This is a genomic window from Dysgonomonas sp. 37-18, from assembly GCF_001899125.1.
In the GTDB taxonomy this organism is placed as follows: Bacteria; Bacteroidota; Bacteroidia; order Bacteroidales; family Dysgonomonadaceae; genus Dysgonomonas.
The window spans coordinates 49,388-71,051 of the sequence record NZ_MKVC01000036.1 but is presented as its reverse complement, the minus strand read 5'-3'; the positions used below and the strand labels follow the sequence as shown (position 1 = coordinate 71,051).

The window sequence follows — 21,664 nt, the reverse complement described above, 5'->3', positions numbered from 1 at the left end:
AATATGCGATTCATTTTGTTATTCATTTAAAATTAAACCAACCGCCCCCATTATATACTTCCTGAAAACCTTTATTTCTTAGAAATGTTACTGCACTGCGGCTACGCATGCCACTCGCACATACAGCAATAATCGGTTTATCTTTTTGCAGTTTCGATAAATTACTGCTTAAACTATCCAACGAGATATTAATAGAATGGGTAGCTGCCCCTTGTTTATACTCTTCTTTTGTACGAACATCTAAAAGTATAGCACCATCCTCTAAGAGTGCCTTAAAGTCAGCCTTATCCTCTAGTCCGAAAAATCTGCTAAGAAATCCTGCCATATTATTTATTTTATTACTGTTTCTTTACTTTATTCTTTTTAAATATTCCACCGAATAAACCGCCCAACAATACTCCGTATAGAGTACTGATAGTAGGTGATGAAGTTATGGGACAAGTACCGGTACTACAGCCGATATACCTCCAGTACATATATCCGCCTATTGCTCCGATGAGTGCACCTAAAAGGTATGTCCAATTGTTTTTTATAATTTGCATATTTGGTTATTCTTATATTATGATGCTACAAAGGTAGTAAATAATTTCCAATAGAAAATAATTCTAAAAGAAATAATTAGCAGAAATTTAATAAATAACATTAAATAACAAATAAATAAAGATTAGTTCATAATGAGCCGCAAGAATATCCTTTATTGTCAATATTTATATGTAAATTTGTTTTATCTCTGTTAGGGGTGTTCTTTTTATAAGAGCTGAGATTAAACCCTTGAACCTGATATGCTGTAATTGGCATCGTAGGGAAACGGAATGAATAGAAGATATAAATAATACTATATATAGAGTATTAATCAAGCCGTTTCATAGATATGAAGCGGCTTTTTTTTATTGTAAAAACAAAATATCTATACATAAAATAAATAATTATGATAAATATCGAATCTCTTATACGAGATCTGGATCTTATCCGAAAACAATCACCGCTTATACATAACATAACGAATTATGTAGTAATGAACAATACAGCCAATGCCTTACTGGCTATAGGTGCATCTCCTGTAATGGCACATTCTGTGGACGAAGTGGCAGAGATGACAAATATAGCCTCATCACTGGTTATCAATATCGGTACATTAGAGGCTCTGTGGGTAGAGGCTATGCTTATAGCCGGGAAGACAGCGTTAAATAAATCTACACCGATTGTCTTCGATCCGGTTGGAGCAGGAGCTACGTCATACCGCTCGAAAGTATGTAAACAATTGATAGAAGAATGTAAACCGTCGATTATACGTGGTAATGCTTCGGAAATAATAGCCTTGTCAGATACTCAGGCCCAGACCAAAGGCGTAGATAGTACAAATGCTTCTGACTCTGCATTAGATTCAGCTAAAACATTGGCTTGCAACACAAAAGCAATAGTTGTAATCAGCGGCGAAACTGATTATATAACCGATGGTATAACTGTTGAAACTGTAAAAAACGGTAATCCAATGATGGAGAAAGTCACCGGGATGGGATGCACAGCCACAGCTATAGTTGCAACCTTTGCAGCTGTAAATAAAAATCTGCTCGAAGCTGCTACACATGGGATGTCGGTGATGGGAATATGTGGAGAAGTTGCCGCTGCATACTCGCAAGGGAATGGAAGCTTACAAGTAAACTTTCTCGATACATTATTCAATATCAATGAAGAAGTGATAAGAAAAAACATCAGGCTATGAAAGACTTTGATCTAACCTTATATTTGGTTACCGACCGTTCATTATCCCTCGACAGACCATTAGAACTTGTTGTGGAAGAAGCTGTAAAAGGAGGTGTAACGATGGTTCAATTGAGAGAAAAAACATGTTCTTCGAAAGAATTTTATGACCAAGCCTTGAAATTAAAAAAATGTCTAAAACCGTATAATGTACCTCTAATAATCAACGACAGATTGGATATTGCACTAGCTTGTGATGCTGAAGGACTGCATATCGGTCAAGAAGATATTCCATATCATATATAGCACGTAAAATATTAGGCAAAAATAAAATTATTGGTCTATCGGTAGAGAATATACAAGATGCTATTGAAGCCAACAAGTTGGACATAGATTACATTGGTATATCCCCTGTTTTCGGAACTTTAACCAAGACCGATACCGCACAAGCTTTAGGCTTAAGCGGAGTACGTGATATAACTCAAATATCGAAACATCCGAGTGTGGGTATAGGAGGAATTAATAAATCAAATACACAAGATATTATTCGTGCCGGAGCAGATGGGATTTCGGTCGTATAGGCTATTATGTCTGCTGACAATCCCCGACTAGCAGCATCGGAATTATTAGAAATCATAATTAAATCAAAAAATAGAGAATCAAATGAAGTGGAGTGAAGAAGCATGGGTTTCCGCAAAACCTGTTTATGATAGGATACTGGAGTTACCATTTATAAAAGAATTAATAAACGGAAAGTTAACAAAAGAACGATTTATATTCTACATCAGACAAGATGCCTTATACCTCGCTGAATACGGGAAGATATTGATAGGCATAGCCTCAAAGCTGGACAAAACAGAGCATACTACTGCGTTTGTCAACTTTGCCAGCGACAGTATAAATGTAGAAAATGCATTGCATGAATCTTTTCTGCAAGATATAAAAGATGAAAAGAGTGAAGCATCTCCTAGCTGTTTGCTATATACATCATTCCTACATAAACAATTAGCCCATGCTCCTATAGAAGTAGCATTAGCTGCTGTTTTACCTTGTTTTTGGATTTATAAGAAAGTGGGAGATTACATATTAAAAAATCAAACTGAAGAGTATAATCCATATCAGAGTTGGATAAACACTTATGGCGGAGATGGTTTCGAAGAATCTGTATCGAGAGCTATTTCTATTTGCGATGAGGTTGCTGCACAATGTACCGAATCACAAAGACAAGCTATGACCGAGGCATTTGTGATGTGCTCCAAACTGGAATGGATGTTTTGGGATAGTGCATATAAACAAGAAAAGTGGATAATTTAAACAGCAAAGGAAAATGAAAAGACAATATAAGCGAGTGTTATCTATAGCAGGAAGCGACCCTAGTGGAGGAGCCGGCATTCAGGCAGACCTCAAAACTTTTTCTGCTTGCGGATGTTATGGAGCAACAGCAATAGTGGCGGTAGTAGACGAAAATACGGTTGGTGTAACAGGTGTACACCCTATTCCGGTTCCCTTTGTAGCAGGGCAAATCAAATCTGTATTAGACGATATTGGTGCGGATGCTATAAAAATAGGGATGCTACATTCCTCTGAACTTATACGTACTGTAAAAGAAACATTATCGTATTACAATATAAAGAACATTGTATTAGATCCTGTTATGGTAGCTACATCAGGCGATAAATTGCTTCAAGATGAGGCCATCCAAACATTAAAGAATGAGCTTATTCCTTTTGTGCGGGTAATAACACCCAATATACCCGAAGCGGAGATAATATTAGGGAAAAAAATCCAAACACAAGAGGATTTACCTTTAGTTATCAAAGATTTATCTTTTGACAGATCTGTTTCTGTACTTCTAAAAGCCGGACATTTGACAAATGATGAGTTAGTAGACGTTTTTTATAACGCTGAAACAGATGAAATTACACATCTGAGTTCTAAGCGAATTAAAACACAAAACACACATGGTACAGGCTGTACTTTCTCGTCTGCCATAGCGGCTTATCTAGCTCATGGTATCTCGCTCAACGATGCTATAATAAAAGCGAAGGAATATATAAATAAAGCTATACTAGCCGGCGAAGAATACAAAATAGGGAAAGGACATGGCCCGGTACATCATTTTTTCAATTTTTGGCAATGACTTAGGGTTCTAAAACTCAAAAATTAAAAAATTACTGAATTAAATTGATATCGGCATAAAAGAATTGTTCGTAGATATACGAATTAAAATATTATTCGTATATTTGCGAACATAAAAAATATTAATTCAATGCCAAAAAAAGAATTAACAGCCGATCAGGAACAACTTGCACGCTTTGCGAAAGCATTAGGACATCCTATTCGCATTGCTATCCTTGAAATGCTTGCCAATCAATCATGCTGCTATCATGGCGATATGTCCGAGGTATTGCCAATTGCCAAAAGTACACTATCACAGCATTTAAACGAACTAAAAGATGCAGGATTAATTCAAGGAAAAATCACATTACCTACTGTAAAATATTGTATCAACAAGGAGAATTGGAACAAGGCCAAAGGCTTATTTTCAATATTTTTCATAGATATTCGCAATGAAGATAATTGTAATGCGAAGTAAAAAATTTATCTGCAACATTCGTATTTTCACGAACAACGAACGGATTAACTTCTAATAAATATAAAATATGAAAATACTCATACTTTGCACTGGCAACAGTTGTCGCAGTCAAATGGCACATGGCTTTTTACAATCATTCGATCCGTCTCTTGCTGTCTACTCGGCAGGGACAAAAGCTAGCGGAAAAGTAAACCCAAAGGCTATAGAAGTCATGTATGACGCAGGAATAAATATTTCGCACCATACATCCGATAGTGTAGACAAATACATGAATGATGAGTGGGATTATGTGATTACTGTTTGCGGAGGTGCAAAAGAAAGCTGCCCAACATTCTTAGGAAAAGTAAAGAACCGCTTACATATTGGTTTTGATGATCCGTCCGAAGCTACGGGAACACCTGAATTTATTCAATCCGAGTATATCAGGGTAAGGGATGAAATCAAAAAAATATTTTACGAATTATATATTGATAAAATAAAAGGTCATGAGTAAAAGGAAGATGAATTTCTTAGATAAAAACTTAACGCTTTGGATTTTCCTTGCGATAGCTATCGGCATAGGATTGGGGTATCTTATACCCACCTTCAGCAGCTACATAGATTCTATGTCGAGCGGTACAACAAACATTCCTTTGGCAATCGGTCTTATTCTGATGATGTACCCGCCATTGGCAAAAGTGGATTATAAACAACTACCGAAAGTATTTTCCAATATTAAAATATTATCTATTTCCTTAATCCTAAATTGGATTATCGGACCTGTCTTAATGTTCTTACTGGCCATTCTCTTTTTGCACGATTATCCTGAATATATGGTTGGGGTTATTCTGATAGGTCTTGCACGGTGTATAGCGATGGTGCTTGTATGGAACGACCTGGCAGAAGGGAATACCGAATATGGTGCAGGATTAGTTGCATTAAACAGTATATTTCAGGTATTCTTTTATAGCTTTTATGCTTGGTTATTTGTAACAAAGCTACCACCGTTATTTGGCTTCGAAGGAGTAATTGTTGATATATCCATAGAAACAATTGCCGAAACAGTAGCTATTTATTTAGGTATTCCTTTTCTAATGGGCATTCTAAGCCGTTTGATATTAGTTAAAATCAAAGGAGAACAATGGTATAAAGAAAAGTTTATCCCGGCAATCTCTCCCATTACTTTAATCGCCTTACTATTTACCATTGTATTAATGTTTAGTCTCAAAGGGGAACTGATCGTACAAATACCATTGGATATGGTACGTATAGCCATACCCTTATTAATCTATTTCGTAGTCATGTTCTTCCTCAGCTTCTTTGCAGGAAAATTAATGGGAGCATCTTACGATAAAAATGTTTCGATAGCATTTACAGCTACGGGCAATAATTTTGAATTGGCTATTGCAGTTGCTATTGGAGTCTTCGGCTTACATAGCGGGCAAGCCTTTGCTGGAGTAGTCGGGCCATTGGTTGAAGTACCTGTACTCATACTTTTAGTGAACATTGCTTTTTGGTTAAAGAAGAAATACTATAAATAAAATAACTACAATACTTTCATTATGAACACGAACGAAGAAAAGAAAGCTTTGGTAAAAGAAAGGTATAGCGAACTAGCATTGAATAGTAATGCTCTAAAATCTGGTTGCTGTTGTGGAACGAACCCTGCAACTCCTTCAAAAAAGGTCTTTACAATCATGAACGAAGACTACAGCGGGCTTAAAGGATATGAAGCCGATGCGGATTTGGGTGTAGGCTGTGGATTACCTACTGAGTATGCAGGTATTAAAGAGGGTAATACCGTTTTAGATTTGGGCTCAGGTGCGGGCAACGACTGTTTTATAGCCCGAGCAGAAGTCGGAGAAACAGGGAGAGTAATCGGCATTGACTTTTCTCCACAAATGATAGAAAAAGCGCGAAAGAATGCAACTAGGCGAAGATATACCAATGTCGAATTTATTGAGGGAGATATAGAAAATATGCCTCTACCCGATAGTTCTATAGATGTTGTAGTAAGTAATTGTGTTTTAAATTTGTTACCTGAAAAGGATAAGATATTTAAAGAAATATATCGGGTATTGAAACATGGAGGCCATTTCTGTATTTCCGATGTGGTGCTGAATGGTTTATTTCCAAAAGAGTTTACGGATAATGCTTCTATGTATGCAGGCTGTATAGCCAGTGCCATACAAAAAGACGATTATTTAGGTGAGATTGAAAAAGCTAATTTTACTAATATAAAAATTGAACGGACAAAAACGGTAATCATTCCTGATGATGTTTTACAGGAACATCTCGATGAATCGACAATTGAAAAATATAAAAAAGGAAATGTCGGTATTTATTCCATTACTGTGACAGGAGTAAAGTAATAGAATTCATGAATAGCTTAAGCCATCATAAGGTGGCCTAAGCTATCAAATTTGTATTTCTCTATAACTTTATTTATTATTCAAACAAAAATGGTTTCGTATCGATAAGTTTATGACGGTCTTCTTCAAAGAAGAATTTGTCTTCACCGAATGCAGGTTTAAGCTGATTAAACCAAGTTGCTTTAGGATCATATTCAGCAAAAAACGGAATATGCACCCATTTAGGATTACGTCCCTGAATAAAACGAAGAACAAACAGCTTTTCTCCTTTAATTTCCTGTACACCTAATACCTGTATCTTACCGGCATGATCACTCATACTCGGTCCTCTTACCGTCCGGCATAGACCACTTACTTGCTGATATGCTCGGCGAAAGATATTCCAACATCTTTCGAGGGGAAGTTCAAAGTATTGCTTTGATCCTGTATCTCGTGCTATAAACATATAATAAGGAATACAGCCCAAATCAACTTGATTACGCCACATCTGCGCCCATATTTCAGGCTTATCATTGATATGCTTTAGTAGAGGTGATTGCGTCCGTATCTGTGCACCGGTATTCTTTATTCGTAAAATCGCTTGTTTAACAGCATTGGTAGAAAGCTCTCTTGGATGGTTAAAGTGTGCCTGAATAGATAAGTTCTTTCCAGATTTGTTAATTTCTTCAAATAAACGGATAATATCATCACTATCAGAATCGGTAAGGTATCTATATGGCCAGTAGGCTAATGACTTTGTTCCAATACGGATAGAACGGATATGATCAAAATCAGAAGTCAATAATGGTTTGATGTAACTACTGAGAATAGCAACATTCATTACCATTGGATCTCCACCCGTAAACAAAACATCTGTAATCTCTTTATGAACTCGCAAATACTTAAGCAACAGATCAACTTCTTTCATTGCAAATTTCAATTCGCTCATCCCTGAGAATTGAGGCCACCTAAAACAAAATGTACAATAAGCATGGCAGGTTTGTCCCTGGCTGGGAAAGAACAATACCGTTTCGGGGTATTTGTGTTGAATACCTTTCAGCTTTACTTCTCCTAAAGACGGAACATTGTGCTCCTGCCCCGCAGGATTTGGGTTCAAAGAAAGGCGGATTTTGTGTATTTTATCTTCAATAATAGATTTTTCGACATTGTCATCTAGTAGCTGTTCAACTATAGCATAATGCTTTTTATCAAGCATTCCTTTTCTTGGAAAATTTAATGTAAATATCGGATCAGTGTCGATATTATCCCAATCTATCAGTTCATCTATTACATAATTATTTGTTTTGAATGGTAGCACTCTTCCTACAACTTCAATATCCTTCACAAACTCCTTTGGAATATTGGCTATTTGAGGTATAGATTGATAATTGTGTAATGTGAACGTTTTTAGTTGATTTCGGGATTTATTCATATTATAGTTAAGTTTTTAAGCTACACTTATTGATAATCTAAGCGTAGGCCATTAATATATATTGCAGAGACATAAATATCGCTAGCTGAATAATTACAATCAGTTAAGAGGCAAAAAGACAAGCTTAAATTATAATTAAGCTAAATTAGATAAGACTCAAAAATTTGTCTTATCTGTTTGTAAAATATGCCACAACGATATTTGTCTAATCATATCCGGAGCAAACACAGGTACAGCTAAAAGGATGCTATTGCGTTTGTATAAATGATTCCGGTTCGTAAATATATAAAAAATAATCGGGATACTGATCTTAAAAAAGCAGAAAATGGGTAAGAGACTAACTCCATATATGAATGGAAACAATTGATTTTCTAAATAAAAAACCCCTCCCCTAAACAAATTCAAAAAATATTTTCCATTCTAAGGTAGGGTTTTCCTCAACATATGTGTCATAGTTGTATAAAGCATTAGAAGATGGAGATTCCTTACGAAATATTGATTAAATATTGCAAAAATGAATGCAATATCCAAGAAAAGCGATTTATTGAAGACTGGCTTGCTGCTGATGACAACAACCTAAATACCTTTCTTGACTTACAGAAAGAATGGATTTACATAAATCATCCATCATATGTTATTCCAGATAAAGAAGCTGTATGGAAGCAAGTCTGTAATAAAACAGATTACAAACAAAATCTCGAAAAAGGCACAGGCATAAGAAAGAAACATTCTATTCCGTATACTATGTGGGCACTTACTGCTGTATTAATACTGTCTTTGCTCACTATATCGGGGTATTTGATTAATAAAGCTTACAGGCCCAAGTCTTTTACTCATATAAGTACTCAATGGGGCGAGAAGTCTCAAGCAATACTTGCTGATGGAACAAAAGTATGGCTTAATTCTAAGTCAGAGCTATCATTTGCTAGCGACTACAATGATGAAAACAGATCAATAGAAGCGCATGGAGAACTTTTTTTCGATGTTGCTCATGATCAGGATAAACCCTTTATTGTAGACATCGGTAAGGTCAAAATCCGCGTACTCGGCACAAGCTTTAATGTTTCCAATTACGATGGTGATGATTTTTTTGAAATATCCCTCATCGAAGGTGAAGTAGAAGTATTAGATGCAAAAAAGAACAAGCATATGTTTAATCTGTCACCATCTCAACGAGCACACATAAATAAACACAATCTGAAATACGAAATAATAAACGAAGATACAGAGGAAGCAAAACTTTGGACTGCAAATAAGTTACTGATTCATAATGCGACACTATATACTGCAGTAAAAAAACTCGAACGATGGTATGGAGTCAATATCTCTTACTCTCAATTAGATGAAAGTAAAAGATACACATTCCTTTTGAATACCGAATCGCTGCGAGAGTTTCTCGACCTATTTAACAAGATAACACCAATAGAATATGAAATATATGACAACTCAGTGAAAATAAAAGGGAAATAGTTACTAACATTTTATTTAATACCATGAAAACAATAATCAGAAAATTGCTATTTACACTCATTTTGTGTCTAATGGCGCACTCAGCAATTCTAGCTCAAAAACCAATTAATATCAGTGTAAAAAATATCTCCATCAAAGAGCTATTTAGCGACATCCAGAAAAAATACGGCTATTCGTTTATATACAGCAACAGTGATTTGGACGACAAGCAAAAAGTAATCCTGAATGTCCAAAATGCGTCTATACAAGAAGTATTGACAGAAGTCTTTAAGAACAAAAGCGTTGGCTACGAAATAAAAGGCAACCAAATAGTTTTGAAACCCATTACGGTTCACCAACAAACCGTTCAAAAGAAAATATCAGGAGTCGTATTAGATTCAAATAATGAACCTATTATTGGAGCCACGATAAAAGAAGTGGGAACAACAAATGGTACAATTACTGATATCAACGGAAAGTTTGAACTATCAGTAAACGAAGGTTCAAAAATTAATATTACATCCATCGGCTTTCAAACAAATACCGTAACGGTGGGTTCAAAATCTGCATTCGACATTATTCTGATAGAAGATGAAAGAGTACTTTCAGAAGTCGTAGTTACGGCATTGGGTATCAAACGTGAAGAAAAGGCTCTTGGCTACGCTGTACAAGGAGTACAGGGACAAGCCTTGCAGACAGTACGCCCATTAGATGTTGGAACATCACTGACTGGTAGAGTGGCAGGATTGAATGTACTAAACAGTACCGAATTTGGAGCTGCACCCGAAATAACTCTTCGTGGCGAAAACCCGTTAATCGTTATAGACGGTGTTCCTTATACAAATATGACATTGCGCGATTTGCCGGCTGACGACATAGAGTCTATGAACGTACTAAAAGGCTCTACCGCTTCTGCCCTTTATGGATCTAAAGGTGATGGAGGAGCTATCATGATTACAACAAAGAAAGGTTCGGAAAGACAAGGCTTATCCGTATCTATAAATAGTGGAACAATGTTTACAGCGGGTTATCTTGCCATACCCGAGATGCAATCAACTTTCGGACGTGTTGTGAATACTGCAACGAATGCCTATGCACGTACAGGCGATGGTTCGTGGGGCGTACCGATGGAGGGGCAAGAAGTAGTACAATGGGACCCTATTTCAAAAACAATGACGCCAATGCCATACACTGCTAGAGGAAAAGACAACTTTAAAAACTTCCTGGTGCAGGGCTATATACTAAACAACAATATAAATGTTGTACAACAAACTAAAAATAGTAGTTTACGAGCATCTGCGACATGGGTACAAAATAAAGGTCAATATCCCAACTCTTTATTCAATAAATATACCTATAGCCTTGGTGGAGAAATGAAAGTTGATAAGTTTACATTGTCTTCGAGCTTAGGATTCAACAAACAAACCTCTCCCAATCTAGGATTCAATGGATATGCCGGATATGATCCTATGTACAGTCTATTGGTATGGTCGGCTCCAGACTACGATATCAGAGACTATAAAGACTATTGGCTAATAAAAAACGAGAAGCAAAATAGTAGTTATGAAAGTGCAAATAACAATCCATACTTCGACAGATACGAGAGATTGCATACATTAAACAGAGATATTTTTAACGGGACGCTTTCTCTCAACTATGATGTTACTCCTTGGTTGAAAGCTACATTAAGAACTGGATTCGACAGTTATAGTGACCGTCAGGATGTACGCATATCCAAAGGTTCGTTCACAGGAGGAGGTACATCAACCGTAATAAAAAATGGGACAGAGATATGGGGAGAATCAGCAAAAGGTTCATTCAATATGGGCGTAGGCAGAGGTTACAGCATCAACAACGACCTAATCTTTGCTGCAGACAAGGCATATAAAGATTTCAGATTCGACGGATTTGTAGGAGGTTCTATTTTCTACAACCAAGATGAAGGAATGGAAGCCCGCACACAAAGCGGACTCTCAATACCGGGATTCTACTCATTGAAGGCATCTATTAATTCTGTACTTACCAATTCAAGATTGTATAAGAAACAAGTAAACAGTGTATTCGGACGTGTAGGTGCATCGTGGCGAAGCATGGCATATATAGAAGCAACTATGCGTAACGACTGGAGTTCTACCCTTTCAAAATCAGAACGTTCTTATTTCTATCCATCGGTAGCAGGTAGCTTTATTGCTTCTGAGCTTCTACCGGAGATGAATTGGCTATCATTCTGGAAGCTTCGCGGATCATGGACAACATCCAAAAAGCCCGCTAACATATATGATATTAATTCAGACTATGCGATCACACAAAATGCTTGGGGAAATCTAAGTTCGGCTACATATCCTACATCTATCAGAAGTACAAGCGTAAGAGCAGAGTCTACATCAACATTCGAAGTAGGTACAGCCCTCAATTTTTTCAAAGGTAGAGCTTCGCTTGATGTCGCATATTATAATAAACGCATGTACGACTTTATAGTACAAGCGCCTATAAGCCCAGCCTCTGGTTATAAAAGCAACTATATCAATTCGGGAGAAGAAATCACACGTAGAGGTTTTGAAATTACAGCTACTGTAACACCAATCAAAACAAAAGACTGGGAATGGGATGTAACGCTAAATTGGTCGAAATATGCCCGCTATTATACAAAACTGGATGAAACATTTTCGCAAGATAAACCTTGGGTAAAAGTTGGAGAGAGAGTAGATCATTATATAATCAGAGAGTATCAAAAAGATCCACAAGGTAATATAATACATAGCAATGGTCTACCGCTTTATTCTGCATACGATTCTAAGTTTGGGAATTACGATCCTGATTGGATTTGGGGTATGAATACAAGTGTAAGGTATAAAAATTGGCACTTCAGAATGACGGTGGACGGACGTGTAGGTGGTATTGCTCAAACAACTACCGAAATGTATATGTGGCGTGCCGGATCACATCCTAACTCAGTAGTTCCTGAACGTTATCTGGATGCAACCCAGCCAGGAACGAAAAACTATACAGGGCAAGGAGTAAAAGTAATATCGGGGAAAGCAACGTACGATACATACGGAAACATTACAAGCGACACTCGCGAATATGCTGCTAATGATGTAGCCGTTACTTACAAAACATATATCGAAAATCTACATAAAGGAACAGCATGGGGAGGTTCTCCTTCTTCGTTGGATGCTTACAGCACCACATTCTTCAAAATCCGAGAAATTGCTCTGACCTACAATCTTCCAAAAACACTATCGGCTAAACTAAGAGCGAGAGATATTGCAGTATCGGCTGTAGGGCAAAATATGCTATTATGGGCTAAAGATTTTAAATATTCAGACCCCGACGGAGGTATAGATAATTTTAGCGACCCGTCTCAGCGTTATATTGGATTTAATGTGAAAATAGATTTTTAAAACTTTAAACTGAAACGAAATGAAAACCATAAATAAATTCACGATTATAGCAAGCATCCTTCTTTTATCAATATTTATAGGATGTAGCAATTTCGACGATTTGAATACTAACCCCGACTCTACATCTCAGGTTAGTGCATCTTTGCTATGCACAAATGTAGTGTTACGTGTAGCCCGATTTGATGGACGAGACGCAAAGGTAATGATCTCCGATAACGCATTATCCAAATATGTAGGCTATGCTAACGAAGGACAAATGAGTACGCAATACAACACAATAGGAAGTAGCAGCTTCGAAATACTGACAGTACTTCCTAACATAGATAAAATGCTAGGCTATGCGCAAGGCAGTCCGATGGAGAACTCGTACAAAGGTGTGGCAAAGTTTGTTCGCGCAGCTGCATTTTTCAAACTAACAATGGAATTAGGGGATATACCGTATAGTGAATCGAATAAAGGTGCATCTGGTGTTTACAAGCCAAGCTATGACACACAAGAAGATGTATTCAAAGGTATTCTAAACGAATTGAAAGAGGCAGATCAGTTCTTTGCGAACGGAACAAACTTCGATGGAGACCCAACTCCGTATAATGGAGATCCTGCTAAATGGCGCAGAGCATCAAATGCACTCGCACTAAAAGTCTTGATAACATTGAGCCAAAAAGAGAATGTGGCATCTTTGGAAGTAAAGAAACGTTTTGCTGAAATCGTTAATAGTGGCAACCTACTGGAAGCCTCAACAGGATTTTTCGGGCTTAATTATTCAAGTCTAAATAGACACCCACTATCAAGTACCAATGATTTGTTTACCAGTAAAACAATTGTAAGTTCTTTACTCGTCGACAATTTGAAATCTTTGGGAGACAGAAGATTATTCTACTTTGCAGAACCTGCAGGAGCAGTTATCGCTGCAGGTAAAACAGAATCGGACGAAGAAGCCTATATCGGTGTTGATGTTTCAATGGATTATTCTGCAATGAATGCAGGTCATAGCGCCAATAAATATTCGCTATTAAACAAGCGTTACTTAAAAGAAGATGCTAGTGAACCACGCATGGTATTAACTTATGCCGAGCAACAACTAATCATTGCAGAAGCAAGAGTAAGAGGCTGGATAACAACTGGTGATGCAAAATCTTATTACGAAAGCGGTGTAAAATCTGCTCTTGCCTCTATTATGGCTACTAAGGCTGAATATGCGCACGGTAAAGCCATTACTCAGAGTTATATTGACAATTACTTCACTGGTGACGCAGAATTCAAAGGCTCTACCAACGAGCAATTGAAACAGATATGGATGCAACGCTACATTCTTAACTTTATGCAAGAAGCTCAAAGTAGTTTCTTTGAATACAGACGTAATAACTATCCTGACTTCCCTATCAACCCTGAAACAAGTTTGAATGAGAATAATAAAAACGGATTACCTATGCGTTGGTTGTATCCAAGTTCAGAAACAAATTACAATCGTGATAATTTAAAAATAGCACTGGATAAACAGTACGAAGGCTATGACGAAATCAATAAATTGATGTGGTTGCTTAAATAACATGCAATTGTTATAAACTTTATCAATTATCCAGCTTGTTTTTGTATCTTCATCTATAATTATTATGTGCTCTATGGTTTTCTTATAGTTATCAAACGAGACTAAAGAAGATTGTGATAAAGGAAACCATAGAGATACATATATTCGCTAAAAAAAAGATTTAGTACGACGAGTAAAAAATCTTATAGTGGAGAAAGGAAGTATAACTAAAAAATTAAAGAAATGAATCATTATATCCAAAAAGGAATAATCTTAATCGCCTTAATTTTATTTATTTTACCCAAATCGTTATCCTCTCAAAGCGGTGACTGGAAATTAGTATGGTCTGATGAGTTTGAATATAGAGGTCTACCTGACTCTACAAAATGGAGTTTCGATACACATGGAAACTCATATGGCTGGGGAAACAACGAGTTACAATGGTATACCGACAGAAATATAAACAATGCTCGTGTATGTAACGGTGTATTAAGAATCACTGCCGTGAAAGAAGAGTCTAATGGTAAACAATATACTTCTGCAAGACTAAGGACAAAAGGGAAAGGAGATTGGCTATACGGAAAGGTAGAAGTAAGTGCAAAACTACCGACAGGTAAAGGTAGTTGGCCTGCAATATGGATGTTGCCTACAGAGAGTAAATACGGTGGTTGGCCCAGATGTGGTGAAATAGACATTATGGAACATGTAGGTTTTTCACCAGACAGTGTGTTTTCTACAGTTCATACCGAAACATATAACCATACGAAAGGTACACAGGTAGGAAAATCAATTCACGCTCCGCTAGTTACGGATAGGTTTCATGTTTATACTATGGAATGGAACGAGCATCAGATCAGATCGTATATCGATGGTATTCATTATTTTACATTCAACAAACAAGAGGGAATAGACGCATGGCCTTTCGATCAACCATTTCACTTATTGCTTAACCTTGCCATAGGCGGAGGATTAGGTGGTATAAAAGGTGTAGACAATACGTTGTTTCCGCATTACTTCGATATTGATTATGTACGTATTTATCAGAAAGAATAGTGACTCCTTCTACAAATAAGAATATAAGATATGCGTAGTTATATAGAGTCTGAGTTTGAGGAAATATTCAACACATATTATGAACCAGTATGTTATTTCCTAAATCTTTATACTAAAGATGAGCATGTTATCAAAGATATTGCCCAAGATGTATTTTGTAGCTTATGGGTAAATAGAGAATTGCTGCAAATAGATGATATAAAAGCATACCTTTATACCGCTGCCCGTAACCGTATATTAAACTATTTTAGAGATATAAAACTTCACGAAGAGTTGCTCGCCAAATGGATATCTGAAGAAAAAGAACTGGATGAAGCATACGATTGCGTAGACAGGACTGAATTTGAAAAAAGTATAGAAACAGCCATTGAAAGTCTAACTCCAAAATGCAAAACTGTATTTAAACTCAGTCGCTATAGCCGTATGAGCTACACTCAAATTGCAGAGCAAGAAGGTATATCCCAAAAGATGGTGGAAAAACATATTTCGGTAGCCCTGAAGAAGATAAAAGCGCATATACTCAAATCCATGTTCCTCTGGATTATCTTTTTCTCTTATGTGGAAAAAAACACTTAATAGGTATTAGACTGTGTATAAATATTAAAGTCTATTTTATTTCGAAAGTAATAAAAACTCCTTTGTGGTCAGTCGGCCAAACATCCTTGAATGGTTTAATAACCCGATCTTTTGTTTTATCCTCATTTCTCTTTCCCCTTACTATATAGCCTTTTGGTCCAAATAACGCTGCTCTTTTTACCGTCAACCGTTTATCTGGATAATAGTATACAAAATCAATACGTTCTCGCTCATCTGCATCTGGAGTCCAAGTAATAGCATTCGGGACAACATCTTTATTGTTAGCCGGAAATGTAAATCCCGGGTATTTTACTACATCGGGATATGTCTCTCGGTATGCATCTTTAAATCCATTCTCATATAATAAAGACGATACACCCCAATTTACCACGCATCCATTATGATCGAATAAATTAGCTGTTCCAGCTTGCCAATCGAGATGAGACGGTTCGTTGAAATCTCCGGCATAAATAACTAATCCACCTTTGCTCATTTCGGTTTTAGCATCATTTATAAAGTCTTGAGCAGACTCTATACGTCCCGAAAGGTTACATACTTTCAATATTGTAGCCACATCAGTAATAGGCGAGTTTAATTTATTCCAGTCTTTACTGCCATCGTTATAACCTCTCGGGTAGTAGCAAGTGTAGTATCTATACTCGGAATGGGCGGGATAAACCGCAACACGTTTACCGTCTACATTCAGCACAGCCTTAAACTGCCATTTGTTGATCCGCTGCTGTTCTACAATCGGATATTTGCTTATAATAGCTCTACCATCTATACGCGCACTATAATAATTAAGCCCTTGTTTTTTTAACGCGTCTATCAATTGAGGCATAACGGGATCATCTTCCTCCCCTTTATACAATTCACAGAATGTGGCGACATCGGGTTTCAATCCTGCTATCTGATCTATTAGTCCCTGAACCGCATTGGGCACTTTGGTACATTCTACCCAAATATTAAGCTGTAACAGAGTAAGCTCGATTGTTTTCCTTTTTTCTTCTTTACCGGTATCAGGTTTAATTGATTTTGAACAATAAGTATTCGATAAGAAAAAAAAGGGCAATAAAGAGATTAATAGCATTTTACATATTGAAGAGAACTTCTTATACATAGTAGTATTCTTTAATTAGAAATAAAAAGATAGTACCATCATGAATCATTATCAAATAACAATTATTCCGGTACTATCTTTTGCAATAAATATTAAGGCTTTATTTCAATCTTCATTAAAAGGCTAGAGCGAGGTTGATCTAACGTAATCTCGAAGCCTTTGGCAAGCTCACTTCCCTTTTTCACAAGGACAGCTCCTGTATCTTTATTTGTTAATGTATATTCTCTATCCAACTTTAACCCTTGCAACTTTACCTGATAAGTTTGGTCGGGAGAATTAGCTCTACGAAATCCAACGATATAACCGCTGTCATCGGACGGGCGATATAATTGGTATACCATCCATATATTATCGGCTGTAATATCCACATCACCCGATCCACTTAATGGATAATAATCTTCATAAAAGTAAGGACGTACTTCGTTAAACTCAGCCTGTTTGTTGCGCATATCAACTACATTGTAGTTTCCTTCTGTTACTTTCCAGTTATAAATAACAGATGTTCCCAATCCTGAGCGGAAGGTATAGGAGTCAGCCTGCTGAATACCTGTACCATGTAGAGGTAAATAGAGTTCGAGTCCGTAAGTATGACATTGAGATCCGTTAGGTTCGCCATAATTATAGTCTGTACGCCACAATGCGGCACTTCTGGATATACTTTCCAAGTCGATACGACGTCCGCCACTTGCACAATTATCAATTATTGTATTCGGAAACCTATTCAATAAATATTCCCAGAATTTATAAAGACCCTCGATGTAGCGTATCTCGCAAATACCACGTCGTCCTTCCTCATCATTATTATACCAGAAGCCGGCCGGTTCGATATTAAAATCCTGACGATAATAATCTATTCCGTTCGTTTCCATAAAATCACCTATAAATTTTCCAAGCCATTTACAAGCTTCCGCATTTCCCAAATTGAAAAGTACAGCATCATGATCACCATCTTTCTGCCATTCTTCTTGCTTCACTGATCCTTTTGCATCGAGCATCCATTGCGGGTATTGATTCGCCCAATCCGAATTCTTCATCACACGTTCGGGTTCAAACCATACCATAAATTTAGCCCCTTGTTTGTGTACCTCATCCGCTATAGGGCGAAATCCACGAGGAAATCTTTCAGGATCGATAGTCCAGTTACCGACAGTGTTAGCCCAGTTTTTTTTACCGGCAACATCTGCAGCTTTAATATACCACCCTGCATCAAGCCAGAAAACATCAGGTACCAGTTTATATTGTGCATAGCGCTTGATAAGAGCAATAGCATAATCCTCTGTCATGCATGTATATTCATTACATGGAGCAGGATCTCCGTAATTGAAGCTGGTAGATACGGGATATACCGTAGGCTTACCATTCTGTTTGCATGTATAATGTTCGAGAACAAGTCGCCGGAAGGCGTTGTGTCCTACAAAGCGGTTCTCACCGTTCCAAAACAATAAGCATACTTTTGGTGTGCGGATACTCTCTTTTGGATAAAGGTATGTTTTAAGATTTACCATACCCGATTTCAGATTTGTACTCTTGCTCGTCTCTGCCTTTACTTTGGCAAACCATGTTCCAGTCCATCCTATGGCTGCCAATACGCCTCCCTGCCCTTTGGGTGCTTGCATATTAAAGAACGGAAAAGCATTCTGAGAAGAACGCCCTCCGTATGGCTCCATATACAGGCTGTCGTGAGGCTGCATCACTTTTAGCCTTTGATGAAAGTCTTCTTTTGACACATGGCTACCATCCGCATAATGCATTTTCAAGGCTCCGCCCTCTTTATATGTGAATGTAATATCAGAGGCATTCACCGATGAGATCTCGGGAGTATTCTTATTTCCTGTATTCACAAAACGAAGCACCCATTCTACGGCGTTATAAGCATTGAAGCCTTTTACTTCGCATTCTACAGTGAGTCCCGACACCGGGTCTTTGTAAGAATAGATACGCTTAATAACGGAAGGGTCACTTTCCGCAATATTTTTCACACTATAGCTCCAATTCTTAATGAATGTGCCCGAATGTTTTCCGCCATATACAAACGAAAATGGAGGAGTAACTCCCTTTCTGAAATTAGCGGAAATCCATTTGCCGATATCATTTTTATTACCTGTTATTTGTACCGTCGACTGCCCTGCGACAGACAAAGATCCCAATAACAGTAGGATTAGATAAACTATGTTTTTTTTCATTATATATTTTTATCAATTTATTGATTATCAAAACATCATTGATAAAAGGTGACAAAAGTAACACCTTTTTACACTTTTTATTTCTGTCACTTTTTCTATACTATCAGTTAAAAGCTATTCTAGTATTATTATAGATAAAGTATTCTGCTTTTCATATATCTGCCCTACTCCACTGCCTTATATTTTATCAGCAGCGATTGATTTGGCTTATCCAAAGTCAAGACAAATCTATCGGCAAGCTCTCTTCCCGATATAATAATGGATTCGTTTTTATCCAGATCTGTTACTTTATATTTCTTTTCGGGTTTGATGCCGGAGAGTTTCACTTCAATAGTGTTTTTCTCTCAAGCCTTTCGACGGAAAGCAACTATAACCCCGCTGTTATCAGAAGGTCGGTTGAGTTGATATGCCAACCAGATATTATCGAGAGTTGTATCGTCTATCCCCGTTAATGGATAATAATCCTCGTAGTAATAAGGGCGAATATCTTGAAATTCATTTAATCGGGCTTGCATTTCATATATCGAAAAACTTTTGTCTGTTATTTTCCAGTTGCAGGTCAAACAGGTGCTCATGCTTGAACGGAACGCATACGGGTCGGTCTGTAAAATTCCGGTACCATGCAGAGTAAGGAAAAAGTTCAATCCATAAGTATGACATTGATAGCCATCAGGATCATCGTAATGATAGTAATCGCTTCGCCATAGAGGTGCACTCCTAGGAATAGTTTCCATATCGATCCGTTTTCCTCCACTGGCACAATTATCTATAAACAAATTAGGGAAACGCTTGAGCAGATAGTCCCAAAACTTATACAAATTTTCGATGTGGCGTATTTCTTTCATCCCTACTCGTCCTTCTTCTTCGTTCGCAGCCCAATAAATATCGGGATGCATATTAAAATCCTGACGATAATGATCTACTCCGTTTTCTTCTATCATGTCTCCGATATATTTACACAGCCAGTCGCAAGCGTCAGTGTTTCCGAGATCAAACATGAGATAGGTATCATCGTTATGTTCCGGGATATCCAGCATCCATTCGGGGTGCTCTACAGCCCATTGTGTACCTCTGATTACTCGTTCGGGTTCGAACCACACCATAAATTTTGCTCCTAGCTTATGCGCTTCTTCCGAGATCGGCTTTAATCCACGAGGAAATCGTGTTGTATCTACCGTCCAGTTACCAACTGTGTTAGCCCAACTTTTACCCTTTTCCCAGTCTGCAGCTCCGGTATTCCATCCGGCATCTAACCAGAATACTTCAGGCATAATGTTGAATTGCTTGTAACGTTTCATCATCGCAACTGCGTATTCTTCAGTCAAACCCGAATACTCAGTATAAGGAGCAGGGTCTTTATAATTGAAGCCTGTAGCTAATGGATAAGGAGCATTTTTTCCATTTATTTTATGTGTCTTATGATTCAGCACAAAGCGACGAAACTGATTGTGTCCCTCCATTCGGTCGTCGCCGTTCCAGTACATTAGTGTAATGCTTGGCGTGCGTATACTTTCTTTTCCATACAAGTAGAGATCCATCGTTTTCATTCCCGACTCTATGGATATTCTTTTTTGATTTTTACAGCTGATATCTGCATACCAGCTACCACTCCACCCGATGCCCACAAAAACACCTTGGGATGAAGCTGATTCGATATTGAATATTGGCAGATAATCGCCTTCGGATGAACGCCCGTTTATTGGCTCCATCAATTTACTTTCACCGGGCTTTAACGTAAGCGTACGAGGATGAAAGTCGTATTTGGATATATGATTACCATCTGCATAATGTAGATTAAAATTGCCTTCGACAGGATAATCCATCTCCATATCTATGGCTTTTACCTGTTTCAGATTTTTCGAATTGGCAGCAGCCATATTTGTGAAATGAATCGTCCATTCCAAAGCCTTGAAAGCCGGATATCCTTTTATTTCACATTCAACTTTCAGCCCTGTCTCGGCTTCGGTATAAGTAGCAAGATATCTGACAACTCCCGATTCTTCTGTCTTTTGTTTCTCAATAGTATGTTTCCATTTGCGAATAAATTCTTTTGAAGAAACACCACCGTATACAAACGAAAACGGAGGAGTTTTACCTTTGGCAAATAGTGTTGATATCTGATTTTCTACATTTACCGGTGTTTTGGTCATCTTAGTAACAGTTTGCCCGCGAGAACTCATTGTCGCACAGATGAAAATAAGAAACGTGATGATTGCTTTACTGCAAATATTTTTTATCATAGAACTTTTATTTTATTACAAGAAATCTGCAATGCTTTAATATAGGTTTCAA

General features: G+C 37.4%; 19 protein-coding genes, 1 pseudogene and 1 riboswitch. Of the genes and pseudogenes, 14 read left to right on the top strand and 6 right to left on the bottom strand.

Annotated features, from left to right (window positions below; translation table 11 throughout):
* Window positions 1-22 precede the first annotated feature (22 nt).
* Together BGO84_RS13945 and BGO84_RS13940 are read right to left on the bottom strand one after the other, a co-directional pair.
* The gene (locus BGO84_RS13945) at window positions 23-325 is read right to left on the bottom strand and encodes a rhodanese-like domain-containing protein (RefSeq protein WP_291030059.1); all 303 of its coding nucleotides are present in this window, start codon (window positions 323-325) and stop codon (window positions 23-25) included.
* Window positions 326-338: 13 nt separating this feature from the next.
* On the bottom strand, window positions 339-542 hold the full coding sequence (locus BGO84_RS13940) for a DUF6132 family protein (protein ID WP_135104298.1): 204 nt from the start codon (window positions 540-542) through the stop codon (window positions 339-341).
* 183 nt (window positions 543-725) lie between these two features.
* A riboswitch (TPP riboswitch) is annotated at window positions 726-823 on the top strand.
* 105 nt (window positions 824-928) lie between these two features.
* Between BGO84_RS13940 and thiM the strand changes: the two genes are divergently transcribed.
* The 9 genes from thiM (at window position 929) to arsM (ending at window position 6,648) form a co-directional block, all read left to right on the top strand.
* The gene (gene thiM / locus BGO84_RS13935) at window positions 929-1,723 is read left to right on the top strand and encodes a hydroxyethylthiazole kinase (protein WP_291030057.1); all 795 of its coding nucleotides are present in this window, start codon (window positions 929-931) and stop codon (window positions 1,721-1,723) included.
* Complete coding sequence (locus BGO84_RS13930; RefSeq protein ID WP_291030055.1) at window positions 1,720-2,007, top strand: thiamine phosphate synthase; 288 nt, start codon at window positions 1,720-1,722, stop codon at window positions 2,005-2,007. The genes thiM and BGO84_RS13930 overlap by 4 nt, the downstream gene beginning before the upstream one ends.
* Window positions 1,995-2,282, top strand: a complete 288-nt coding sequence (locus BGO84_RS13925; protein ID WP_366246706.1) for a thiamine phosphate synthase — start codon at window positions 1,995-1,997, stop codon at window positions 2,280-2,282. The genes BGO84_RS13930 and BGO84_RS13925 overlap by 13 nt, the downstream gene beginning before the upstream one ends.
* A gap of 82 nt (window positions 2,283-2,364) precedes the next feature.
* Complete coding sequence (gene tenA / locus BGO84_RS13920; protein WP_291030053.1) at window positions 2,365-3,015, top strand: thiaminase II; 651 nt, start codon at window positions 2,365-2,367, stop codon at window positions 3,013-3,015.
* A gap of 13 nt (window positions 3,016-3,028) precedes the next feature.
* Entirely contained in the window at window positions 3,029-3,841 is an 813-nt protein-coding gene (thiD, locus tag BGO84_RS13915; RefSeq protein WP_291030051.1) for a bifunctional hydroxymethylpyrimidine kinase/phosphomethylpyrimidine kinase, read from the top strand.
* A gap of 129 nt (window positions 3,842-3,970) precedes the next feature.
* Window positions 3,971-4,297: a metalloregulator ArsR/SmtB family transcription factor gene (locus BGO84_RS13910; protein ID WP_291030049.1), complete on the top strand. Its 327-nt coding sequence runs from the start codon at window positions 3,971-3,973 to the stop codon at window positions 4,295-4,297.
* A gap of 67 nt (window positions 4,298-4,364) precedes the next feature.
* Entirely contained in the window at window positions 4,365-4,790 is a 426-nt protein-coding gene (locus BGO84_RS13905) for an arsenate reductase ArsC (RefSeq protein ID WP_291030047.1), read from the top strand.
* Window positions 4,783-5,817, top strand: a complete 1,035-nt coding sequence (gene arsB / locus BGO84_RS13900; RefSeq protein ID WP_291030045.1) for an ACR3 family arsenite efflux transporter — start codon at window positions 4,783-4,785, stop codon at window positions 5,815-5,817. The genes BGO84_RS13905 and arsB overlap by 8 nt, the downstream gene beginning before the upstream one ends.
* Window positions 5,818-5,838: 21 nt before the next feature.
* A complete protein-coding gene (gene arsM, locus BGO84_RS13895; protein WP_291030043.1) occupies window positions 5,839-6,648 on the top strand; it encodes an arsenite methyltransferase in 810 nt (269 codons plus the stop codon).
* Between the two features lie 76 nt (window positions 6,649-6,724).
* Here the strand turns inward: arsM and BGO84_RS13890 are convergent, their stop codons facing one another.
* Complete coding sequence (locus BGO84_RS13890; protein WP_291030041.1) at window positions 6,725-8,059, bottom strand: lysine 2,3-aminomutase; 1,335 nt, start codon at window positions 8,057-8,059, stop codon at window positions 6,725-6,727.
* A gap of 474 nt (window positions 8,060-8,533) precedes the next feature.
* On the opposite strand from BGO84_RS13890, the gene BGO84_RS13885 reads away from it, so the two are divergent.
* The 5 genes from BGO84_RS13885 to BGO84_RS13865 all read left to right on the top strand — a co-directional run bounded on the left by BGO84_RS13885 (window position 8,534) and on the right by BGO84_RS13865 (window position 16,069).
* Window positions 8,534-9,529, top strand: a complete 996-nt coding sequence (locus tag BGO84_RS13885) for a FecR family protein (protein WP_291030039.1) — start codon at window positions 8,534-8,536, stop codon at window positions 9,527-9,529.
* A gap of 23 nt (window positions 9,530-9,552) precedes the next feature.
* Window positions 9,553-12,912, top strand: a complete 3,360-nt coding sequence (locus BGO84_RS13880; protein WP_291030037.1) for a SusC/RagA family TonB-linked outer membrane protein — start codon at window positions 9,553-9,555, stop codon at window positions 12,910-12,912.
* A 19-nt stretch (window positions 12,913-12,931) separates the two neighbouring features.
* Entirely contained in the window at window positions 12,932-14,461 is a 1,530-nt protein-coding gene (locus tag BGO84_RS13875) for a SusD/RagB family nutrient-binding outer membrane lipoprotein (RefSeq protein WP_291030036.1), read from the top strand.
* 222 nt (window positions 14,462-14,683) lie between these two features.
* On the top strand, window positions 14,684-15,493 hold the full coding sequence (locus tag BGO84_RS13870) for a glycoside hydrolase family 16 protein (protein WP_283687022.1): 810 nt from the start codon (window positions 14,684-14,686) through the stop codon (window positions 15,491-15,493).
* Between the two features lie 30 nt (window positions 15,494-15,523).
* The gene (locus BGO84_RS13865) at window positions 15,524-16,069 is read left to right on the top strand and encodes an RNA polymerase sigma-70 factor (protein ID WP_291030034.1); all 546 of its coding nucleotides are present in this window, start codon (window positions 15,524-15,526) and stop codon (window positions 16,067-16,069) included.
* A gap of 31 nt (window positions 16,070-16,100) precedes the next feature.
* Here the strand turns inward: BGO84_RS13865 and BGO84_RS13860 are convergent, their stop codons facing one another.
* From BGO84_RS13860 to BGO84_RS13845, 3 genes and pseudogenes are all read right to left on the bottom strand, one after another.
* Entirely contained in the window at window positions 16,101-17,189 is a 1,089-nt protein-coding gene (locus tag BGO84_RS13860; RefSeq protein WP_291030032.1) for an endonuclease/exonuclease/phosphatase family protein, read from the bottom strand.
* A gap of 92 nt (window positions 17,190-17,281) precedes the next feature.
* Window positions 17,282-19,372 (bottom strand): glycoside hydrolase family 36 protein, encoded by a 2,091-nt coding sequence (locus tag BGO84_RS13855; protein ID WP_291030030.1) that lies wholly within the window; start codon window positions 19,370-19,372, stop codon window positions 17,282-17,284.
* Between the two features lie 164 nt (window positions 19,373-19,536).
* A pseudogene (locus BGO84_RS13845) lies at window positions 19,537-21,612 on the bottom strand (glycoside hydrolase family 36 protein).
* Window positions 21,613-21,664 lie beyond the last annotated feature (52 nt).

Coding starts and splice junctions, on each gene's coding strand:
- BGO84_RS13930 (WP_291030055.1), top strand. CDS start 1,720: ATGAAAGACTTTGATCTAACCTTATATTTGGTTACCGACCGTTCATTA.
- arsM (WP_291030043.1), top strand. CDS start 5,839: ATGAACACGAACGAAGAAAAGAAAGCTTTGGTAAAAGAAAGGTATAGC.
- BGO84_RS13890 (WP_291030041.1), bottom strand. CDS start 8,059: ATGAATAAATCCCGAAATCAACTAAAAACGTTCACATTACACAATTAT.
- BGO84_RS13945 (WP_291030059.1), bottom strand. CDS start 325: ATGGCAGGATTTCTTAGCAGATTTTTCGGACTAGAGGATAAGGCTGAC.
- BGO84_RS13910 (WP_291030049.1), top strand. CDS start 3,971: ATGCCAAAAAAAGAATTAACAGCCGATCAGGAACAACTTGCACGCTTT.
- BGO84_RS13870 (WP_283687022.1), top strand. CDS start 14,684: ATGAATCATTATATCCAAAAAGGAATAATCTTAATCGCCTTAATTTTA.
- BGO84_RS13940 (WP_135104298.1), bottom strand. CDS start 542: ATGCAAATTATAAAAAACAATTGGACATACCTTTTAGGTGCACTCATC.
- tenA (WP_291030053.1), top strand. CDS start 2,365: ATGAAGTGGAGTGAAGAAGCATGGGTTTCCGCAAAACCTGTTTATGAT.
- thiD (WP_291030051.1), top strand. CDS start 3,029: ATGAAAAGACAATATAAGCGAGTGTTATCTATAGCAGGAAGCGACCCT.
- BGO84_RS13880 (WP_291030037.1), top strand. CDS start 9,553: ATGAAAACAATAATCAGAAAATTGCTATTTACACTCATTTTGTGTCTA.
- BGO84_RS13905 (WP_291030047.1), top strand. CDS start 4,365: ATGAAAATACTCATACTTTGCACTGGCAACAGTTGTCGCAGTCAAATG.
- BGO84_RS13865 (WP_291030034.1), top strand. CDS start 15,524: ATGCGTAGTTATATAGAGTCTGAGTTTGAGGAAATATTCAACACATAT.
- BGO84_RS13860 (WP_291030032.1), bottom strand. CDS start 17,189: ATGTATAAGAAGTTCTCTTCAATATGTAAAATGCTATTAATCTCTTTA.
- BGO84_RS13855 (WP_291030030.1), bottom strand. CDS start 19,372: ATGAAAAAAAACATAGTTTATCTAATCCTACTGTTATTGGGATCTTTG.
- BGO84_RS13875 (WP_291030036.1), top strand. CDS start 12,932: ATGAAAACCATAAATAAATTCACGATTATAGCAAGCATCCTTCTTTTA.
- arsB (WP_291030045.1), top strand. CDS start 4,783: ATGAGTAAAAGGAAGATGAATTTCTTAGATAAAAACTTAACGCTTTGG.
- BGO84_RS13885 (WP_291030039.1), top strand. CDS start 8,534: ATGGAGATTCCTTACGAAATATTGATTAAATATTGCAAAAATGAATGC.
- thiM (WP_291030057.1), top strand. CDS start 929: ATGATAAATATCGAATCTCTTATACGAGATCTGGATCTTATCCGAAAA.